Origin of the sequence: Evansella clarkii (assembly GCF_002019695.1) — a bacterium.
GTDB lineage: Bacteria > Bacillota > Bacilli > Bacillales > Salisediminibacteriaceae > Evansella > Evansella clarkii.
The window spans coordinates 3072125-3092119 of sequence record NZ_KV917376.1; the positions used below are offsets into that span (position 1 = coordinate 3072125).

Sequence of the window (19995 nt, forward strand, 5' to 3'; positions counted from 1 at the left end):
GTAACTGAACAGGCAGGTGATTTAAAAGTGGAAATCAGACCAGCGAGGGAAGAGGATTTGCAAAAGGTCCTCAGTTTATTAAATGAGGTCACTATAGATTTGCATCAAAAAGGAATAAACCAGTGGGAGCATCCATGGGAAAAAAAGAGATTATTGAGCCAGCTTAGTAACCGGCATCTATACGTATTATTATCCGAAGACGATCAAATAGCCGGTACTTTTTGTTTAAAAGATATTCATAGAATAAATGATATACCAGTTGAATTAAATAGTAGATATTTATACCAAATTGCGCTCTTGCCAAAGTATCAGGGGAGCAATTTTGGTGCGGAAATCATCGGCTTTGCTTGTTCATTGGTAAAACAAAATGAAAAAACCCTTTATTTAGATTGCTGGTCAGGAAACGAGAAGCTGAAGGCGTTTTATTCGAGTAATGGATTAACTTATGAGGGAGATTTTCCGGAAGATGATTATATGATTAGTATTTTTAAGTATAATTAAGCACCACTTAGTGACAAAGTTTAAAAAGGGGGAAATAACCGTTGACCAATAACAAAATGAAAACATCAATAGAGGATGCCTTGCTGCGACAGGTCCAGAAAGACAGCAAAATAAAAAGCGCCTATCTTCTTGTGGAATCAGAGAAACTTGGACTTCATCTCAATACAGCAGCTGGAGTATCAGATGATATGCCGGCAAGGCCGGAGCAAGCAAATTACATGGCGAGTGTTGGCAAAATATTCACTTCCACCCTTACTGGTATTTTATCCGACCAAGGAAAATTGTCTTTTGAGGAACCAATTATAAAATATTTAGATGAAGAATTAGTAAATAAGCTCCATGTATATAAGGGTACCGACTATACTCCTGAGATAAAAATAAAACATCTGCTGAATCATACTTCTGGGCTGTATGACTACTTCTGGCCTCTTCTAGATAAACTGATTGATGATCCTTCCTTAGAATTAACGCCGCAGAAATCAATTATATGGGGAAAAAATAATTTGCAGCCTTATTTTTCACCAGGTAATGGCTTTCATTATACTGATACTAATTATCACTTGCTTGGATTAATTATTGAAAAAGTTACTAAGCTGCCTTTCCATGAAGCACTAATGCACTTCATTTTTAAACCGAATGACATGAAACATTCTTTCATGCTGCATTATTCAGAGCCAATGGCCGCAAGCCGTTACCCAGTAAGCAGTTTTTACTACAGGGGTCACCGGTTAAATGATTTGAAAAGCTACGCAGGGCTCGATTATGCAGGGGGTGGCATTGTCGCTCCGAACGAAGATTTGCTTAAGTTCATGAAGGGATTGTCCGGCGGCCGCATAATTAAAAAAGAAACGCTTGAAATGATGATGGATAATAAAGCTAAATATGGCACCGGGATAGATTATGGTTACGGAATAATGCAGTTTAAACCTGTTTTTTTACTCATGCCTAAGACATTCAAATCCTGGGGGCATCCAGGGGCTACCGGGTCGTTTATGTTTTATCACCCTGAAAAGGATGCATACATTATTGGCACATTTAATGATTTTTCCTATGAAAAAAAAGGAGTACGGTTTATGCTAATGAAAGTAATCAACACCCTTTATAAATTACAGAAGAAAACAGAGGAAGCTCTAACATAAACAGATTAAACTTATATTCTAAGGTGTTTAACAATTTTGGTGGCGGCGGCTGCATATCATGGGAACACCGGGCAAGGAAAGCAGACCTTTGTTTATTGGTGTACAAGTAGTGAAATAGTCAAAAACAGCAACTATGAAAAGAAAGTGAGCAAAGGGGGACTTTGCTCACTCTACTGTAGAAAGGGTCATCATAGCATAATCATGTCTGATAGTTTTTAACGGCTGGTGGCTTATTCGGATAATAATTAATGTTTTATGTCCTTGTCAACAAATTTTCCGTAATCTGGAACTGCAATATCATCAAAGTTTTCCGCAAGTCTCGCTAAATTTTTCTCCAATTCTGCTCCCGCCATAGGCAGTCCGTGTCCAGTTACTGCCACCGACGGCTTTAATTGCTCCAGCATTTTCACAGATACCTTTGCTGAGTGCCAGTCCGGTGTCAAATACCGGGGAGGACCGCTTATTTCCTGCTCCTGGGTTAAAACGGAATATAAAGACTCTTGTTTTACTGTAACAAACGCATCTCCAGCAATTAAAGCCCGGTCAGATTTCCTGAAAAGAGAGACGTGGCCAGGTGTGTGGCCCGGTGTATGGATCCATTTAAATCCCTGCATTTCTGGTACATGGCCATCTTCCGGCAACACTTGAACATGGCTTCCTAAGTTAATTGGCTCGTTAGGGAACATAGGAGACATTTTCGCCACCATACCTCCCTCCACAGTAGGATCCGGGTCTGGGTAACTCATCTTTCCTGTTAGGAAAGGAATTTCTGCTTCATGTGCATAAACAGGAATATCCCATTTTTTAACGAGCTCAAGTATAGCCCCCACATGATCAAAATGCCCGTGTGTTAATATGATTGCTTTCGGCTTGCTGCCGGCACCGAAGCGCTCTTCCACCATAGAAAAAATGGTATCAGCTGAACCAGGTGTTCCTGCATCGACTAATACAAATTCTTTGTCTTCAGGATTTCCAGCGAGAATGATATTTACAATTTGTACATTACAGCAATATAAATCAGGCAGGACCTCTATTCCAACACCGCTCGTCACAGAAGTAGCCGGGATAAGCTTATAATCACTGCCATATGACATATTCTCTTTCTCCATTTGATTGTCCCCTTCCTGAAAAATTCAAACAGTGATATTATTCCTGGAAAATATGGTTGTTATCCATTCTTACCTGTTGCTGCGAGCCTTTACAACCCGTGTTATGGCATTAATTCTGTTACGTTCCTGACCTTCTAAAAACACGCAATAAAATTAGTAATAACTAAGATTACTCCTGCTCATTCCTATCCAACTGACTATTTTTAGCAAAAATTATAATTTTGCTCTGTCACGTTTTACCTCCTTACTTCGTCATGTTAATGAAGGAACTTAAGGAGGTTATTTTTATGGCAGAAAAGTGGGATGTTGTGATAGTTGGCGGAGGGCTGGCGGGGTATGTGGCAGCAAACATTTTATGTGAAAAAACTAATTTGTCAGTTCTCTTATTAGAAAGCAGGAGAAAAACAGGCGGCCGTGCAATAACAGAAAAGAGAAATGGTTCACTTTTTAATTTAGGCCCACATGCGCTGTACAAAGGAGGAAATGCTAAACCGATTCTCGAAGAATTAGGTGTTAAGCTGAGCGGTAAACCACCAGGAACCAGGGGGATTTTACTTAAAGGCAGTACTGATTATGAGGCACCATTCTCTCTCTCAGGCATATTAAAAACAACATTTTTAACGTGGGGAGAACGTATGGAATGGGTCAGGGTAGTCAGCAAACTAAATAATACAGACCCGAAAAATCTTGCTGAGGACCAAACCTTTAAGCATTGGGTTGAACAGGCCGCGAAATCATTAAAAGTACGATCACTACTGTATGTATTAGGGAGGCTGGCAACCTATTGCCATGCACCTGATATAACCAGTGCCAAGGTAATGATTAACCACATGAAACTTGCCATGAGAGGCGTCATATACTTAGATGGGGGATGGCAGACTATCATTGATCAGCTGCACAACAGGGCTGTTATTTCACGTGTAGAAGTTCGAACCAATATTGTGGTGAAGAAAATTAAGGTGAACGGTGGAAATGACTGCTTTCAGGTAGTTCTGGCTGATGGCAGCGAGATTTTTGGGAACCAGGTTTTATTTACCGGGTCACCAAATGAGCTGGATCGTATTCTGAATCTTACGGATGCCAATTCTCCCCTCAGCTTCTTCCGAGAAATAAAACCTGTCAAAGCAGCCACGTTAGACATCGCTTTAGAAAGGCTCCCTCAGCCTGCCAGACTATTTGCGATGGGAATCGACGAGCCCTTTTATTATTCCGTGCACTCCGCAAATGCAAAGCTTTCTGAATCAGGACAAAATACAGTTCTGCACGTATTAAAATATTTTCGCGAGGAAGAGGAAGGACATGGAGAAGGAATACAAGATGAGCTTTACCAGTTTTTAGAAAAAGTACAGCCGGAATGGGGAAATCAACTCATTGAAAAGCGCTGCTTGCCTCGTATCATTGTAAATCAGCGTTTACCAATAGCTGGAGACGAGAACAGGCTCGAGCTGGCAGAAAAGATGATAATTCCTGGTTTATATATAGCAGGGGACTGGGCATCGCCGGACCTGATACTCTCAGAAGCAGCGGTCAGCAGTGCCAAAAAAGCCGCATTGCAAATGATTCAAAAACGAATAGGGTGATAAAGTGCAAATTACTAATGAAGAATATACGAAATACCGGCCCCTGTTATTTTCATTAGGATATCGTTTGCTTGGTTCTGTAAAAGACGTGGAGGACCTTGTACAGGAAACATTTTTACGGGCATACCAAATTAATGAGGATAAGGTGGAAAACAAAAAAGCCTATTTGTGTAAAGTAATGACTAACTGCTGTCTGGATTTATTAAAGTCTGCGCGCTTTAGACGAGAGCAGTATATTGGCCCGTGGCTCCCGGAACCATTATGGCCGGATCATCTGAAGGAAAATGATCCTTCTGAAGCTGCCATTCAGAAGGAAGGATTAAGTATCGCTTATTTAAGGATGATGGAGAACTTATATCCACATGAACGGGCTGTTTTTTTACTGAGAGAAGTATTTGGTTTTTCGTATACTGAAATTGCCAGTTTCATAGAAAAGCAGGAATCCAGCTGCCGGCAGCTAAACAGCCGAGCTAAGAAAAAACTGGCCGCTGTATCAGCGGAAAGCCTGGATTATGAAAAAAACAAAAAGCTTATTCTTCGTTTTATCAACGCATTTCAGACAAAGAACACAACAGAGCTGCTGGAACTGGTATCAGAAGAAGTAATTTTGTACTCCGACGGCGGAGGGATCGTTAAAGCGGCCATACGGCCAATTGTATCCAGCGTGAATGTATTGTCCTTTTTATTCGGAATTACTAAGAAGATGCCAGATGATTTTATTTTTGAAGTGAAAAGAATTAATGGCCAGCCGGCTATTGTAAACAGAATAAACGGGGAGCTGCACAGTGTTATCAGTTTTTATATTAGTAACGACCGAATTAAAGAAATCTATATGCTGTTAAATCCTGAGAAGCTTAATCATAAATGAGGGCGTTTCACATTGAGTAAAAGTGAAGGAGAGATAATAAATGAAGATTATATTTGAGACAGATGAAGGTGTGCCCGTAAGTTTTTCAGATCTGCTCCAGGAAAATCCTGTTCTCTTCGTATTAGTCAGGCATTTAGGCTGACCCGTTTGCCGTGATTTTCTTGCGCAGTTGCGTGAGCATTCAGAGGAGATCTGTTCCAAAGGGGTATCGATTATTGCTGTTACTCCTGCAAAATCAAATCAGCTGAAGCAATTTGCAGAGGTGTTTGGTCCTTATCCTTTTAAGATTTTAGGAGACCCGGATCGTAATTTTTATAAGGAATTATCATTGAATAGGCTTTCAGTTATGAGCTCTCTAACCATCATCTCTAACTATCTTTTATCCGGCAGGTTCCGTGAGATTTTTCCGAAGGATTCAGAGAAACGGGAAGTGATAAAAAAGGCAATGGCCAGCCAGGATGTTTATCAGTTAGGAGGAACATTTTTAATTGACCCGAAAGCTAAGTTGCTTTGGCAGCATATTGATTCCGAGCCAGCTGATCATGCAGCTATTCCGGATATTATATCTGTTTTAGACAGGCTTAATAACGAAGAAATAGGTTAAATGTCAAACTGAAATATTCAACATTTAACAGAAAAAACTTAGCAGAGAGTGCTTTTTATGAATCAGGAGTTTATTGTTTTCAGGAAGGAATATATTTAAATTTGTCGAAATAATAAATATATTAGGATAACTTAACTTTATTCAGGATGAAAAACAGCTGGAGGTAGTTGCATGGGCAAAGTGACAGAGGTACAAACGTATATTGATAAGTTACTGGAGGCAGAAAGAAATATCAAACCAGTACCGTTTCTCAGCGGTTCATTTAAATTCAGTGAGGAAGAGGCATACAGGTTTCAGCATGAGCTGATTGCTAAAAAATCCCTGCAGTTAAATGAAGAAGTAAAGGGATATAAAGTAAGCATGACGAGTCCTGAGACACAGGCATTAGCGGATACAAATGAACCGGCATACGGGACGTTATTAACATCAAACCACATAGAAGGGGATTTCAGGAACATTTATTTACCGAGTATGAACAGCCCTCTCCTTGAGGCGGAAATTGCATTTGTTTTAACGGAAGATCTGCCTTATGATGCCACTGTCGAGGAAATCACTGAAAAAACAAAGGCAGCTGCATGTATGGAAGTTCCCGACTCCAGATATACAGACTGGTTTCCAAATTTTCAGCTGATGGATCTCATTTGTGATAATGGAGTTACAGGAAAAATTGTTACATCATCAAAGTGGAAGGAGTCCTCTGCAGTTGAATTAGAAAAGATTACAGTGTCTCTGAAACGTAATGGAGAGGAGCTCGGCGAAGGGATCTCCACTCATGTCATGGGCAACCCGTTAAACTCCATTCTATGGCTTGTAAAAAAGCTTGCTAAGGCAGATAAACATCTGAAAAAAGGGATGGTTATTTCCTCAGGTACATTAACTTCGCCAGTCCCACTGGAAAAAGGAGTGTATGAAGCAGAGTTCAGTCAATTAGGATCGGTAAAAATCAATGTAATTGATTGACGAAGACGATAAAAACGACAGGTGCTGGGACCTGTCGTTTTCAGGAGGAGGTATACCATGATAAAATATCCGATTCTCAAACAAGGAACAACGATAGGGGTTACGGCACCATCTTCAGGCGTACCTGCTGAATTGCACCACTTAATCCACAAGGCATGCGGGAGATTAGAATCAAAAGGCTATCACGTTATTTGCGGAGAAACTGTCTGGACACAGGAAAAAGCAAGATCAGCTCCGGCCAGAAAAAGGGCGGCTGAATTTAACAAAATGATGCAGGAAGATGAAATACAGTTAATTTTCCCTCCCTGGGGCGGAGTTCTGCTTGTTGAAATACTGGAGTACATAGATTTTAATAGTATGAAGCCAAAGTGGGTTTTAGGCTATTCCGATACGAGCCTGTTATTACTGGCAATAACTTTAAACACAGGCATAGCGACAGCACACGGGACTAATCTGGTAGACATTAGGGGCGAAACTTCTGATGAAACAACAGCAAAGTGGGAAGAGGTTCTGAATACTAAAGTAAACAGTTCCGTACTTCAGAAATCATCGGAAAAATATCAAAAAGAGTGGGAATTCGATAATCCTACTCCGCATATCTTTAATTTGACAGAACCGACAATGTGGAAATCTGTTTCCGGTTCAAATGTGACAATCAGTGGACGTTTACTCGGAGGCTGTATTGATGTCATAAGACACCTGATTGGTACTCCTTACGGGCAGGCAGCTGAATTTCAAAGAAAATATATTAATAATGAACCTGTTTTGTGGTTTTTTGAAAACTGTGAATTAAAAACGGATGATCTGCGAAGAACGCTTGTTCAAATGAAGCTTGCAGGCTGGTTCGAAAACAGTGCAGGTATATTATTCGGGAGAAGCTCTGCAATTACTTCTGCAGAAGAATATTCTGTTGAAGACGTTTATCAGGAGCTGTATGAAGAACTGGGAATTCCAATAATTTTTGATATCGACTGCGGCCATCTTCCTCCTCAGATGACTTTTGTTAACGGGGCTTATGCAGACGCTGCTTTAATAAACGGCAAAGGAACACTGCTGCAGCACTTTATCTAATTCTGTATTCGCAATCGGGGAACCGAAAAAACATGGCAGAAGACTAACAGCTTCATATAAGAATCTGGTTTAAAAGAAACACCACCCGGGCAAAAGCATGGGTGGTGTTTGTGCTGAATATTAACCATCGAAAAAACTAATTTATTTTTTTATCACTTGATAGTTCTTTGTTTTTTATTTTTTCTTTTGTAAGTTTCTTTCTTGATCTTTTTTCAACTTCGTAATTAGCTGCCTTATAAAAGGATCCTCCCATAAGCAGGATGACCACTGAAAAAGGCAATGCCGCGATGATCAGCATGTTCTGAAGCCCTTGTGTTCCTCCAAAATAAACAATAATAGCAGCCATAGCGGACATGGCAAGGCCCCAAATAATTTTTACCCCGTTTGCAGGGTTTATGGACCCATTTGTACTCAGCATTCCAAGAACAAAAGTGGCTGAATCGGCTGATGTAATAAAGAAGATTGCAACGACCACTATTGTCAGCAATGCCATAAATTGACCCAGTGGATAATGCTGCAGAACCCCAAATGTAGTGGTTTCAAGAGAGTATGCCGAAATGGCATCTATACCGTTTTGTTCTATATTAAGTGCGGAAACACCAAATACAGCAAAAAAGATAAAGCACACAATGGCGGGTACAAAAAGTACGCCCATCAGAAACTCCTTTACAGTCCTTCCTCTGGAAACACGGGCGATAAATATACCGACAAATGGCGACCAGGATATCCACCATGCCCAATAAAATATAGTCCAGTTATCGATCCATGTACGTCTTTCTTCATTCAACGGTGAAAGGCGGAAACTCATATCAAAGAAGTTAGTAATGTAGCCGCCAAGTGTTGATGTAAACATATTCAGGATATATAATGTTGGTCCGACGAGGAAGAGTACGAACAACAGAAGAAATCCCAGGCCCATATTTATGTTACTTAAGTATTTGATGCCTTTTCCGATTCCGGACCAGGCTGAAATGATAAACAGTAAAGTTGCCACTGCTAAGATTAATAACTGCATACTAAAATTATCAGGTGTTCCGAACAAGTAGGCGAGTCCACCGTTAATCTGTGCAGAGCCAAAACCGAGAGTGGAAGCTACACCTACTACTGTAGCAAATACGGCAAGTGTATCAATTAATTTACCAGGCATACCAGCCATGCTTTTTTCACCGAAAATTGGTGTAAGTGTTGCACTTATTAATCCTGGATATCCCTTTCGGAACTTAAAATAAGCCAGAACTAATGCTACAACGCCATACACAGCCCATGCATGAATTCCCCAATGGAAAAAGGAGTACTGGAGTGACTGCCTTATTGCGTCATTGGTGCCAGGTTCGAATCTTGGAGGGCTGTTAAACGCGTGAGAGATTGGTTCTGCTGTCGTCCAGAAGACCATTCCCATTCCCATCCCCGCGCTGAATAGCATAGCAAACCAGGTAGGCGTGCTAAAATCCGGTTTTTCATCTTCCTTACCTAATTTAATATTTCCGAACCTGGAAAACATTAAATAAATACAGAATGCCAGAAATAACATAATAAGCAGCAGGTAATACCAGCCAAAAGCTTCGGATATAAAAGTCGTCAGCTGAGAGGATAAGGATTGTAAATGAGTGGGAGCAACGGTGCCCCAGATAACTAATGCAATACAAATTACGAGTGCATACCAAAAGACTGAAGTAACATTTTTCACAAACTCACCTCGACTAATTTTAATCAGTAATTTATTATGTCTCAGCTTTTGCAAAATAGCAAATATTGTCGACAATCAATTGCAGGTGAGTGTATAAGTAAACCAGCTTTGCTTGCAATACTAAGGGTACTTTTTTGGGCGACAATAGTTTATCGGACAGAATAGGCAGGAAAGTGCTGATGCATCCTAAGTAAGTTCTATATTTCGTGTTGCGAAATATAGTTATTATTATATACTTATATACAGGAATGAATTTAAAAACAGACTTTGCATAAAAAATACGAACATTACTTTTCGATTGCAGCGTAAGACGGCGGTGACTGTCTCTTCCTCTGCAAGCTTAGCTCCGTAGAATATCCGTCGAGACAACTCGACGCATTTGCGGTGAAGGAGAGGCTCGTTCTTGCGGGAACAGCGCGAGCTGAAAATCCATTTTTGTCGGCGTTCAGCCGTCAAAAATTAGTTGAAGCCGTGCCCGCAGAACGCGTCCGTCTAAAGCATAAATCGAACAACAATGTAACATTTTAAAGTAATGTTCGTGTAAATGATAAAAGTATTGAATTATGAAATTGACTCACAGACTAAAAAATAGAGCTGCTCACACTAAGTAATAGTTTGAGAGTTCATAAAGCTCGCAGAAGATATGATATATTAGGAGTTTTCAGATGGAAAATAAAGAGAGTTACAGTAAGGTACTTATCGCTGGATTATTGCTCATAGGATCATTTATTGCAGTCTTAAACCAGACACTCATGATTACAGCCATTCCCCCGCTCATGGAAGAAATGAATATCACGGCTAATACTGGCCAGTGGTTAACGACAGTATTTATGCTGGTAATGGGAATCATGGTACCCATTTCTGCTTTTTTAATTGAGAAATATACAACGAGGCAGCTTTTCTTGTCTGCAATGGGTATCTTTACAATTGGAACGGTGGTTGCAGCTCTGGCTGTAAACTTCCCTGGCCTGCTTGCAGGCAGGATTATTCAGTCTGTTGGAGCAGGGGTAATGATACCGTTAATGCAAACAGTTTTTCTGCTCATTTTCCCAGTAGAGCGACGGGGGACAGCTATGGGGTATATCGGTCTTGTAATTTCGTTTGCTCCAGCGATCGGCCCGACGTTATCCGGGTGGGTGACCACAAATTATGAATGGCGGTTTATGTTTTATGGGATAATTCCTTTAGCTCTGCTCATGCTCGTTTTAGCGTTCTTCAAAATGAGAAATGTCACGGAGCTAAAAAACCCGAAAGTCGACCCAGTATCAATTATGTTGTCTACCTTTGGTTTCGGAGGTCTTCTGTACGGGTTTACCAGTGCAGGAAATAATGGCTGGGGGAGCCCCCAAACAGTAATTTTTCTGTTCTTTGGAGCACTGATGATTTTCATCTTTGTTAAGCGCCAGCTTGGTTTGAATCATCCTATGCTGGAATTCCGTGTTTTCAGGGCGCGTATGTTTGCACTTTCTACAATAATTTGCAGTATCGGCTTTTTAGGCCTCATTGGGCTGGAGACACTTATCCCTTTATATATGCATAACATGCGTGGTTTTACAGCAGTAGAGGCAGGAATTGTTTTGCTCCCTGGAGCATTAATTACAGGTTTTATGGCTCCAATTACAGGCAGGATATTTGACCGGTATGGTGCGCGTGTTTTGGCTATTCCCGGCCTGATTATCATGACAATCTCCACCTTTGCGTTTCTATTCATTGATACAACTACTTCCATTTTGTATTTAACTGTAATGTACGCGATTCGGATGTTTGGTTTCTCAATGGTCATGATGCCAGTGAATACAGCAGGACTGAATCAAATACCTAAAAAACTGATTCCCCATGGTTCGGCGGTTACGAATACAGTGCGTCAGCTGTCGGCGTCTATCGGCACGGGCTTGCTCGTGACGACCATGACAACTGCAGAAAGAGCTGGAGCCAGTATTCCACAGGTTGTTCGTCCGGATATTTTCGGAGCAATCATCGCATTCGGAATGATCGGTGTCATAACCTTAGTGGCATTAATTCTTTCCTTTAAAGTTCAGAAAACTTATCCGCCAACAGATGAAGAATGGGACATGGGAGAGAAGGTAAAGGGAAAAGGTGCTGGTTAAAAAATAATACTGTGATCAGGAAGCAAGGGGGCAGGACCTCTTGCTTTTTTGTATGCAAAATAAGTGCTTGTTTAAAAGGCTTAAGTAATCGTTATTCCGTTATGTTCCATTCTCACTCGTATATCTACTATTTTGATAATAGCATATCTTCATCATAAGTGAGAATTTTGTATAGTATTGAGAATGATTTCATTACTTTTTCCTTATAAATCGCCATAATTAAGAGAAATTATGAGGTTAATAACATTTACATGTTAATAATAGTTATAAATAAGTATTGACTTTCAACTGAGAAGTGTTATCATTGGTATGTGCTTAACTATTACTCCTTTATAAGAGGAGCTGAGAAGTTGGCAATAATACAAAATTTAAATTTGGGTAGATAAGTGTTTTAACTTATTTACTACATATGTAATTGAGAGGGGAAAACAGAATATGGCTACAGAAAACAAAGCAAGCACTGAAGGCTGCCCGTTTCATCATGGCGCAGCGACCAGCACTAAAACGAGCGGAACAACGAACAGAGACTGGTGGCCAAACCAGTTAAACTTAAATATTTTACATCAGCATGACAGAAAACCAAATCCGATGGGGGAAGATTTTGATTATACGAAGGAATTCGAAAAACTAGATTACAAGGCTCTTAAACAGGACCTTTTAAATCTTATGACAGAAAGCCAGGATTGGTGGCCTGCTGACTATGGACATTATGGTCCATTCTTTATCCGTATGTCATGGCATGCTGCTGGTACTTACCGCACAGGTGACGGCCGCGGCGGCGGTGGAACAGGCAATCAGCGTTTTGCGCCCCTTAACAGCTGGGCTGACAATGCAAACCTGGATAAAGCACGCCGTCTCCTTTGGCCGATTAAGCAAAAATACGGCAACAAAATTTCCTGGGCTGACTTATTGCTTCTGACAGGTAATGTTGCAATTGAATCTATGGGCGGAAAGACGTTTGGTTTCGGTGCCGGACGTGCAGATATTTGGCATCCTGAAGAAGATATTTATTGGGGAACTGAAACGGAAATGCTTGGGAGTAACCGCTATACAGGGGAACGTGATCTTGAGAATCCATTAGCTGCTGTGCAAATGGGACTTATCTATGTGAATCCGGAAGGTCCGGACGGCAAACCTGATCCCCATGCAAGTGCCCGCGATATTCGCGAAACTTTCGCACGTATGGGAATGAACGATGAGGAAACAGTTGCATTAATTGCTGGGGGCCATACTTTTGGGAAGGCACACGGTGCAGGTGATGCTTCACAGGTTGGTCCTGAGCCGGAAGCTGCTCCTGTTGAAGCACAGGGACTCGGCTGGCAAAGTACACATGGCAGCGGAAAAGGCAGTGATACAATCACAAGTGGTATTGAAGGCGCCTGGACTGCCAATCCAACGCAGTGGGATAATGGTTACTTCGAATTATTGTTTGGTTATGAGTGGTGGCTGACAAAGAGTCCTGCCGGAGCATGGCAGTGGCAAATTGTAGACCCTGCTGAAGAGCATATGGCACCGGATGCAGAAGACTCATCTCTAAAAGTTCATACGATGATGACTACAGCTGACATGGCTTTGCGCCATGATCCGGCATACGAAAAGATTTCCCGCCGTTTTTATGAGAATCCGGATGAGTTTGCTGATGCATTTGCCCGGGCATGGTTTAAATTATTACACCGTGACATGGGGCCTCGTTCAAGATATTTAGGTCCGGAAGTTCCAGAAGAGGACCTTATCTGGCAGGATCCAGTTCCGGCTGCAGAATATGAACTAACAGATGCAGAAGTAGAAAAAATTAAAGTTCTTATACTTGATTCCGGACTTACAATCAGAGAACTGGTTACAACAGCATGGGCTTCAGCAAGTACTTTCCGTGGTTCGGATAACCGTGGTGGTGCGAACGGTGCGCGCATCCGTCTGGAACCACAGAGAAACTGGGAAGTGAACGAACCAGAACAGCTTGCGAAAGTACTCGCAGTTTATGAAGAAATCCAGAGCCATTTAGAAAAGAAAGTCAGCGTCGCAGATTTGATCGTACTTGGCGGCAGTGCTGCAGTAGAAAAAGCGGCACGTGATGCAGGAGTTGATATTACTGTACCATTTGTTCCAGGGCGCGGCGACGCAACAGAAGAGAAAACAGATGCAGAAAGCTTCGGCGTGTTAGAGCCTGTTGCTGACGGTTTCCGTAACTATCAGAAGGATCAGTACAGTGTAAGCCCGGAAGAGATATTAGTTGATAAGTCACAGCTGCTAGGCTTAACTGCCCCAGAAATGACTGTACTTGTCGGCGGTATGCGTGTACTGGGCGCAAACTACGGTAGTACTGAACTTGGAGTATTTACTAATCGTCCTGGTATCCTGACTAACGATTTCTTTGTGAACTTGCTTGATATGGGAGTAGCCTGGGAGCCAGTGGACGGGGTAGTATATAAGGGGCGTGATCGAAACACTGGGGAAGTAGTTCGTGTAGCTTCCAGAGTTGATCTCGTGTTTGGTTCAAACTCTGTTCTCCGTTCTATTGCAGAAGTTTATGCACAGGATGATAATAAAGAGAAGTTCGTACGGGACTTTGTTGCTGCCTGGGTTAAAGTAATGAATGCAGATCGTTTCGACTTGAAATAATTACTGCAATAACTAAAAAACTAATAGTAATTGGGTATTCGTTTCTTCTAAAACGAATACCCAATTTTTATATTATTTAGTTACACAGATCGGGTTTGCGCGAGCCAATTAATGATAGAAGATATAAACTAAATTAATTAAAGGTTGTGGGGGGGACCCTCCTTTTTAGTCTGGCTACCGTGGTAAATTAGTCTTCCATATCATAAGTAAAATCTGCAAGAAGGACTGCGATTTCATCTTCAAGATTTTTAGGATGGCTTCCGATATAATTATTAAATATAATCGAGAAAATCATCTCTTCATCATCCTTGGTTGTCGCATATCCGGAAAGTGAGGTTTTTGATGTAACTGTACCTGTTTTAGCATGGACATTCCCATCAGCAGACGTTCCGCCCATACGGCTTCTTAATGTTCCGCCTTCCATTCTGTCACTTGCTCCGGCAACAGGCAGAGAGTCGTAAAATACATCAAACCATTCTTCTCCTTTTACATATTCCAGAAGCCTTGTCATTTCTTTTGTTGGAATTTTATTTAGATGAGACATACCGGAACCGTCTCTCAGCTGAATTGCCGAAGTATTAAGACCTGCATTCTCCAGATACTCATCCACTACAGTAAGTCCTGCATCCCAGCTTCCTTCGCTGTATACTTCCTGCCCCATTGTTTTGGCCAGTATCTCAGCAATGGAGTTATTACTCAGCTTCATAAACGGAATAAAAAGCTCGCTTAATGGTATGGACTCCCTTACGATTAATTCTTCGGCGTTTTCAGGTGTTTCGCCCAGGCTGAGATCTCCCTGAACTTTAACACCGTTATCTTTTAAAGCCTGATAGAAAAGGTCCTGGGCAAGTTCCGTAGGCTCCCATACTGCAATCCAGTTTCTCCATCTCGGTCCGTCCAGAGGCATAGTTCCGCTGACAAAGATATTATTATTACCATGTTCTCTTCCCCAGTCAACAGCTCTGCTTCCGCCTTCTTCTACAGTAACAACGTCATTAAGGATAGTAATATAATCCGTTTCCGGATATACTTCCACTGTTGTCGTATCTCCCTGATTTTCCCCAGGATACACTTCAACAATAACAGAACCTGCATCATAGTCCTCATCAGGAGATACAGTTAGTGCGGAAACCTGGGCTCCAGTTACTCTGCGCTGATTAAACCAGGATAAATCAAGTGAGAGGCGCATATCATCAAAAAAAGTGTCATCAGCAACAAGATCACCTTGTATAACCTTTATTCCCTGAGCTGCGATTTCACTGGCCATTTTCTCGTAGTCCTCAGGGAGCATGGTCGGGTCACCGTATCCTTTTATGTATAAATTTCCATGCAGCACTTTACCTGCCTGATGCCCGTCAGTATACACTCCTGTGGAGAATTTGTAGTCAGGGCCTAACGTATCCAGGGCTGCTGCACCTATTAACAGCTTTTGACCGGAGGCAGGCACAACACTTGTATCCCCGTTATAGGAAAATATCTCCTCCCCTGATTCAGTCCGCACATGCACCGAGGCCAAAGCATGCTTTAAAGCTTCATCACCCAGAATATCAAGGATATCTTCACTAAGTTGCTGCTCTGCCAGCTGACCAGGATCCGTATCTGCTGTAGAAACGATTTGAGTTGCCCCTGCGGCAGCTAAAACAATTACTGCGATCAACCAACTAATTGCTAATTTGTGCTTTAAAATGTTCATCAGCTCCTATTAAAAATTTTCTGTCAATTTAATCGTAAAAAATAAAAGGTCATCATGTCATGAGCAGCATGTACTGTTTCCAGAACTTGTTAAACCTCATATCTAGTCAGATATAAACAGGACTTTTATTAACATGCGGCGCACATTTTCGTGAAAAAGTAACAGATTAATACAAATAAAAGTACTGTGACTCTTAATGGTTTTGAAAGAATGATAAAAGATTTTATTAACTAAGCAGATCAGATTGTTGGAGAAGTAGATTCTTAATATTTTGAATTAAATAAGGAAACTTATGTTAATATAATAATAGAAAATGTGAGAGTTTGTGGTTTTTTTCACTTAAACAATCGGGGAGGAACGTTTAATAAGACTATACTTATTTTATTTAACTAACTAGCAGGTCTGCTAAATAATTTTTTTTGAAGAAAGGAACCATGTGGAAAATAATGGAGACTAAAAATGTAAAAGTCGAAATTTTACTACCAGAAGAGTATATTGAAACTTTAAGAAATAAATTAAATGATATAGGTATTTTAACTGTCGGGAAATATGATAATGTCGTTTCTTATTCGGTTGTAAAAGGCTACTGGCGACCATTGGAGGAAGCAACGCCTTTTAAAGGTTATGTTGGGGAGACTTCTTTTGGAACAGAATGTAAAATGGAATTTAGTTGTTTGTATAAGGATATAGAAGAAGTGAAAAGTATTATTAGAAGTGTTCATCCTTATGAAGAACCTGTCATTAACATATTCCCATTATTAAACTAAAGGAAGGGATAGTGAAATCTATCTCAGATGGCACACTGAACGGCCATATAAAGGCGTGTCGAAGTCGGCTAGATCCTCTTTTCGTTATTTTATTATAGTAGCTGTAAACGGGAGATAGATTGAATTATCTTATATTCTTCAATATCTTTCGCATAGATTCGCTTGAAGAATTTTTGGCCAAGATTAACGGGAGAAGAGGAAGAACATCTTTCATCTTCTGAGTAATAGTTGTAAAATAAATATGAACTGGAAAATTGTAGCTAGGGTTCCGCTATCTTATTAGGTCCGTGACCGAGGGCTACATCTTTTACCATAACGTAAAAGGCACCTATTGACATAAAAGGTCCGAGGGGAAAGGTTCAGCGTATTTGTTATGCGTTGAAATTCTATTCCCTCGGACCTTTTTTATTATTTTTAGGGAGGATTATAAAATGAAAAGAATTGATGAATTAAAAGCAGGCGTGGCAGTTATTATTTTGAATGGGGAAAAACAAGTTTTATTACAGAAAAGAGCTGATGTAGAACTATGGGGTATTCCTTCAGGACATATAGAAATTGGAGAAACAGTTTCTGAAGCAGCTATCAGAGAAGTGAAAGAGGAAACTAATTTAGATATAAGAATTAAAAAGCTTATTGGTGTGTACTCTGAACCTGATTCACAGGTGTTTGCTTACCAAAATGTAAAGTAGTACATTTTATAACAACTTGTTTTCTTGCTGAAATTACAGGTGGAGAAGTTAGATGTAATTCTGATGAATCACTTGAAATTAAATTTTTTGGTTCTGAAAATCTGCCTCAAGACTTATTGAAAATGCATCCTCGATGGTTAAAGGATGCTCTTGCAAATAGAGAATTAGCGTTCATTCGTTAGTGAAAACACAAAAAGAGGAGGAAGCCAAATGGGGTGCCCGCCTGGCTTCTTTTATTTTTCTCATTTAATAATGGGAAAAGAACCGTCCCGGTGTACTTGTTCACATATATTTCTGCAGTCCTTCACTCAGTCTCTTCACACCTTCCTCTATTCTTTTCTCTGTCAAGCTGCCGTATCCTAAGACAACTTTGTGCTGATGAACCCCTTTATTAAGGGAATAATCTTCCACTGGGTAGACAAGCACCCCGGTTTCACAGAGCAGCTCCTTTATCTCCTTAGAAAATACTACTTGAGGAAACTCCACCACTAAATGCATCCCCGCTGCCTGCCCTATTATTTTTGCATCGGGAAAATGCTCACGAAGACTTTCTGTCAGAGTTTCGCGCCGTTTTTTATATATTTTTTTCATGTGTCTCACATGGCGGTCAAGGTAGCCCTCTTCAATAAACCTGGCTAATACGAGCTGTTCCAGTGAGGAGGTGTGACGGTCAGTGTACCATTTGAGCTCTCGGAATCGGCCCACCAGATGGGGAGGCAGGACAGCGTATCCAATTCTCAGTGCCGGCGAGAGAATTTTACTGAAGGTTCCCACATACAAAACTCTCTCTGGGTTCAGCCCCTGAATGGAATGCACCGGTACTCCTTCATATGTAAATTCACTGTCATAATCATCTTCCACAATATAAGTATCCATTTTCCGGCTGTATTCCATAAGCTTAACTCTCCTCTGAATGGAAAGTGTTCCTCCTAAAGGAAACTGGTGGGACGGAATAACGAACAGGAAGCTTGGCTTTCTGTGAAGGGGCAGACTTTCCGGAATAATTCCTCCCTCGTCAGCCGGCACAGGGTGTACTTCCGCTCCGGCGAGAGAAAAGATTTGCCTCATCTCATCAGTCACCGGATCTTCTACTGCAATAAACTGATCATTCCGGTCAGCTATTAACTTTGAAATCATGTACAGCGCCTGAGTCGCGCCTGAAGTTATAATAATTTGGTCCGCATGGCAGCGCACACCTCTTATTTTCAGTAAATACTGGGAGAGTACCTCTCTGAGTTTCTTCACTCCTTCTGAACCACTGTATGCAAACGCGGCTTCAGGGGTATCCCTGCACACCTCTTTAGATAAACGGCCCCATGTATTTCGGGGGAAATGGTCCATTGCAGGATTGGCAGCCCGAAAGTCAATAACGTCCTTCGGCAGATTAGAACCCTTTGTTGGAAAAACGGGCCGAGGCTGTTCTTGCTCCCGCTGAAAGGTGATCCCTTTTGCAATATAAGTTCCTGACCTGGGCTTCACATCCAGGTAGCCTTCGGCAATTAGCCGGTCGAAGGCTTCCAGACAGACATTTCTCGAAATTCCCAGGCTGGATGCCAGTTCTCTCGTAGAGGGTAGTTTTTCCCCTTCCGAAAACTTCTGTTCAAAAATACCGTCCCGTATTTGTTCATACACTTGTTGTGTAAGAGATACCTTGCTTTCCCGGTTCACTGTAAGCAACCAACACCCCTCCCAATCTATAACTGGTACTGTAAAATTAACTGATTTGTGGCTCTACTTCCTACCAGTATAGCATGATATGATTTTTTAAAGACAGGGAGGTATTTATTATGAAAATACTCGGTTTAATAGGCGGACTCAGCTGGGAGTCTTCCACAGAATACTATCGTTATATCAACACGTTTGTGAAAGAAGAACTTGGGGGATTGAACTCCGCAAAGTGCCTGATGCATTCCTTTAATTTTGCTGAAATAGTTGAAATGCAGCATAACGGAGAATGGGAAAAAGCGACACAGGCTATGGTGCACGCGGCGAAAAAACTGGAGGGAGGCGGGGCAGATGCCATTGTTATATGCACGAACACGATGCACAAGATGGCTGAGGACCTGGAAAAGAATGTGGTGATTCCACTCATTCATATTGCCGATGCCACCGCGGCAAAAATAAAAGAACAGGGCCTGGATGCAGTCGGCCTCCTTGGTACTAACTTTACTATGGAACAGGATTTTTACAAAGAACGCTTGAAAAAGCACGGGATTGATGTAGTCGTTCCTGATGGAGAGGACCGGAAAATCGTCCATAATGTTATTTATGAGGAGCTCTGCCAGGGAGTTGTAAAAGAATCTTCAAAGAAAGCTTACCTGGAGATTCTCTCAAGGCTTGCGGACAAAGGTGCACAGGGCGTGGTTCTCGGATGCACAGAAATCCCTCTGCTCATTAACCAGAATGACACATCAATGCCTTTGTTTGATACAACCTACCTTCACTCAAAAGCAGCTGCAGAGTTTGCGATGAAATAACGGGAGAGTTTATTATTTCACTCATTGGAGAAACAAAAAAACAGTGCTCAAAAACCGAGATTCTCCGACAAGTAATTGTATAACATCAAGGGATGATATGAGCAAAGCAGCCGCTCATTGGAA

At 41.3% G+C, this 19995-nt stretch carries 14 protein-coding genes and 2 pseudogenes; 12 read left to right on the forward strand and 4 right to left on the reverse strand.

The window, feature by feature from the left end; translation table 11 throughout:
• The first annotated feature begins 27 nt into the window (after positions 1-27).
• Together BK582_RS14290 and BK582_RS14295 are read left to right on the forward strand one after the other, a co-directional pair.
• On the forward strand, positions 28-501 hold the full coding sequence (locus tag BK582_RS14290; protein WP_078595704.1) for a GNAT family N-acetyltransferase: 474 nt from the start codon (positions 28-30) through the stop codon (positions 499-501).
• Between the two features lie 56 nt (positions 502-557).
• Positions 558-1640 (forward strand): serine hydrolase domain-containing protein, encoded by a 1083-nt coding sequence (locus BK582_RS14295; protein ID WP_078598029.1) that lies wholly within the window; start codon positions 558-560, stop codon positions 1638-1640.
• Positions 1641-1885: 245 nt separating this feature from the next.
• Here BK582_RS14295 and BK582_RS14300 read toward each other — a convergent pair whose 3' ends face one another.
• Positions 1886-2749 (reverse strand): MBL fold metallo-hydrolase, encoded by an 864-nt coding sequence (locus BK582_RS14300; RefSeq protein WP_078595705.1) that lies wholly within the window; start codon positions 2747-2749, stop codon positions 1886-1888.
• A gap of 260 nt (positions 2750-3009) precedes the next feature.
• On the opposite strand from BK582_RS14300, the gene BK582_RS14305 reads away from it, so the two are divergent.
• From BK582_RS14305 to BK582_RS14325, 5 genes and pseudogenes are all read left to right on the forward strand, one after another.
• Positions 3010-4329 carry a phytoene desaturase family protein gene (locus tag BK582_RS14305; RefSeq protein ID WP_139368254.1) on the forward strand — a complete coding sequence of 440 codons (1320 nt, stop codon included), beginning with the start codon at positions 3010-3012 and terminating at the stop codon, positions 4327-4329.
• A gap of 4 nt (positions 4330-4333) precedes the next feature.
• Positions 4334-5197, forward strand: coding sequence for an RNA polymerase sigma-70 factor (locus BK582_RS14310; protein ID WP_078595707.1), 864 nt, complete (start codon positions 4334-4336; stop codon positions 5195-5197).
• 154 nt (positions 5198-5351) lie between these two features.
• Positions 5352-5801: pseudogene (locus tag BK582_RS14315) on the forward strand (AhpC/TSA family protein); the annotation flags it as partial.
• Between the two features lie 171 nt (positions 5802-5972).
• Positions 5973-6761 carry a 2-keto-4-pentenoate hydratase gene (locus tag BK582_RS14320; protein ID WP_078595709.1) on the forward strand — a complete coding sequence of 263 codons (789 nt, stop codon included), beginning with the start codon at positions 5973-5975 and terminating at the stop codon, positions 6759-6761.
• Positions 6762-6818: 57 nt separating this feature from the next.
• Positions 6819-7832, forward strand: a complete 1014-nt coding sequence (locus tag BK582_RS14325; RefSeq protein ID WP_078595710.1) for a S66 family peptidase — start codon at positions 6819-6821, stop codon at positions 7830-7832.
• A gap of 136 nt (positions 7833-7968) precedes the next feature.
• On the opposite strand, the gene BK582_RS14330 is transcribed toward BK582_RS14325, so the two are convergent.
• Positions 7969-9519, reverse strand: a complete 1551-nt coding sequence (locus BK582_RS14330; protein ID WP_078595711.1) for a BCCT family transporter — start codon at positions 9517-9519, stop codon at positions 7969-7971.
• Positions 9520-10184: 665 nt separating this feature from the next.
• Here BK582_RS14330 and BK582_RS14335 point away from each other — a divergent pair.
• Positions 10185-11627, forward strand: coding sequence for an MDR family MFS transporter (locus tag BK582_RS14335; RefSeq protein ID WP_078595712.1), 1443 nt, complete (start codon positions 10185-10187; stop codon positions 11625-11627).
• 435 nt (positions 11628-12062) lie between these two features.
• Positions 12063-14246 carry a catalase/peroxidase HPI gene (gene katG, locus BK582_RS14340; protein WP_078595713.1) on the forward strand — a complete coding sequence of 728 codons (2184 nt, stop codon included), beginning with the start codon at positions 12063-12065 and terminating at the stop codon, positions 14244-14246.
• Between the two features lie 187 nt (positions 14247-14433).
• On the opposite strand, the gene dacB is transcribed toward katG, so the two are convergent.
• On the reverse strand, positions 14434-15939 hold the full coding sequence (gene dacB / locus BK582_RS14345) for a D-alanyl-D-alanine carboxypeptidase/D-alanyl-D-alanine endopeptidase (protein ID WP_078595714.1): 1506 nt from the start codon (positions 15937-15939) through the stop codon (positions 14434-14436).
• 446 nt (positions 15940-16385) lie between these two features.
• On the opposite strand from dacB, the gene BK582_RS14350 reads away from it, so the two are divergent.
• Together BK582_RS14350 and BK582_RS14355 are read left to right on the forward strand one after the other, a co-directional pair.
• A complete protein-coding gene (locus tag BK582_RS14350; RefSeq protein ID WP_078598031.1) occupies positions 16386-16706 on the forward strand; it encodes a YqfO family protein in 321 nt (106 codons plus the stop codon).
• A gap of 431 nt (positions 16707-17137) precedes the next feature.
• A pseudogene (locus tag BK582_RS14355) lies at positions 17138-17577 on the forward strand (NUDIX domain-containing protein).
• A gap of 100 nt (positions 17578-17677) precedes the next feature.
• Here the strand turns inward: BK582_RS14355 and pdxR are convergent.
• Positions 17678-19072, reverse strand: a complete 1395-nt coding sequence (pdxR, locus tag BK582_RS14360; protein ID WP_078595715.1) for a MocR-like pyridoxine biosynthesis transcription factor PdxR — start codon at positions 19070-19072, stop codon at positions 17678-17680.
• A gap of 110 nt (positions 19073-19182) precedes the next feature.
• On the opposite strand from pdxR, the gene BK582_RS14365 reads away from it, so the two are divergent.
• On the forward strand, positions 19183-19872 hold the full coding sequence (locus BK582_RS14365; RefSeq protein WP_078595716.1) for an aspartate/glutamate racemase family protein: 690 nt from the start codon (positions 19183-19185) through the stop codon (positions 19870-19872).
• Positions 19873-19995: the final 123 nt, after the last annotated feature.

Bases quoted from the DNA above. Each gene is read 5' to 3' on its own strand.
- katG (WP_078595713.1), top strand. From the start codon at position 12,063: ATGGCTACAGAAAACAAAGCAAGCACTGAAGGCTGCCCGTTTCATCAT.
- BK582_RS14300 (WP_078595705.1), bottom strand. From the start codon at position 2,749: ATGGAGAAAGAGAATATGTCATATGGCAGTGATTATAAGCTTATCCCG.
- BK582_RS14335 (WP_078595712.1), top strand. From the start codon at position 10,185: ATGGAAAATAAAGAGAGTTACAGTAAGGTACTTATCGCTGGATTATTG.
- BK582_RS14305 (WP_139368254.1), top strand. From the start codon at position 3,010: ATGAAGGAACTTAAGGAGGTTATTTTTATGGCAGAAAAGTGGGATGTT.
- BK582_RS14350 (WP_078598031.1), top strand. From the start codon at position 16,386: ATGGAGACTAAAAATGTAAAAGTCGAAATTTTACTACCAGAAGAGTAT.
- BK582_RS14295 (WP_078598029.1), top strand. From the start codon at position 558: ATGAAAACATCAATAGAGGATGCCTTGCTGCGACAGGTCCAGAAAGAC.
- BK582_RS14320 (WP_078595709.1), top strand. From the start codon at position 5,973: ATGGGCAAAGTGACAGAGGTACAAACGTATATTGATAAGTTACTGGAG.
- BK582_RS14325 (WP_078595710.1), top strand. From the start codon at position 6,819: ATGATAAAATATCCGATTCTCAAACAAGGAACAACGATAGGGGTTACG.
- BK582_RS14365 (WP_078595716.1), top strand. From the start codon at position 19,183: ATGAAAATACTCGGTTTAATAGGCGGACTCAGCTGGGAGTCTTCCACA.
- dacB (WP_078595714.1), bottom strand. From the start codon at position 15,939: ATGAACATTTTAAAGCACAAATTAGCAATTAGTTGGTTGATCGCAGTA.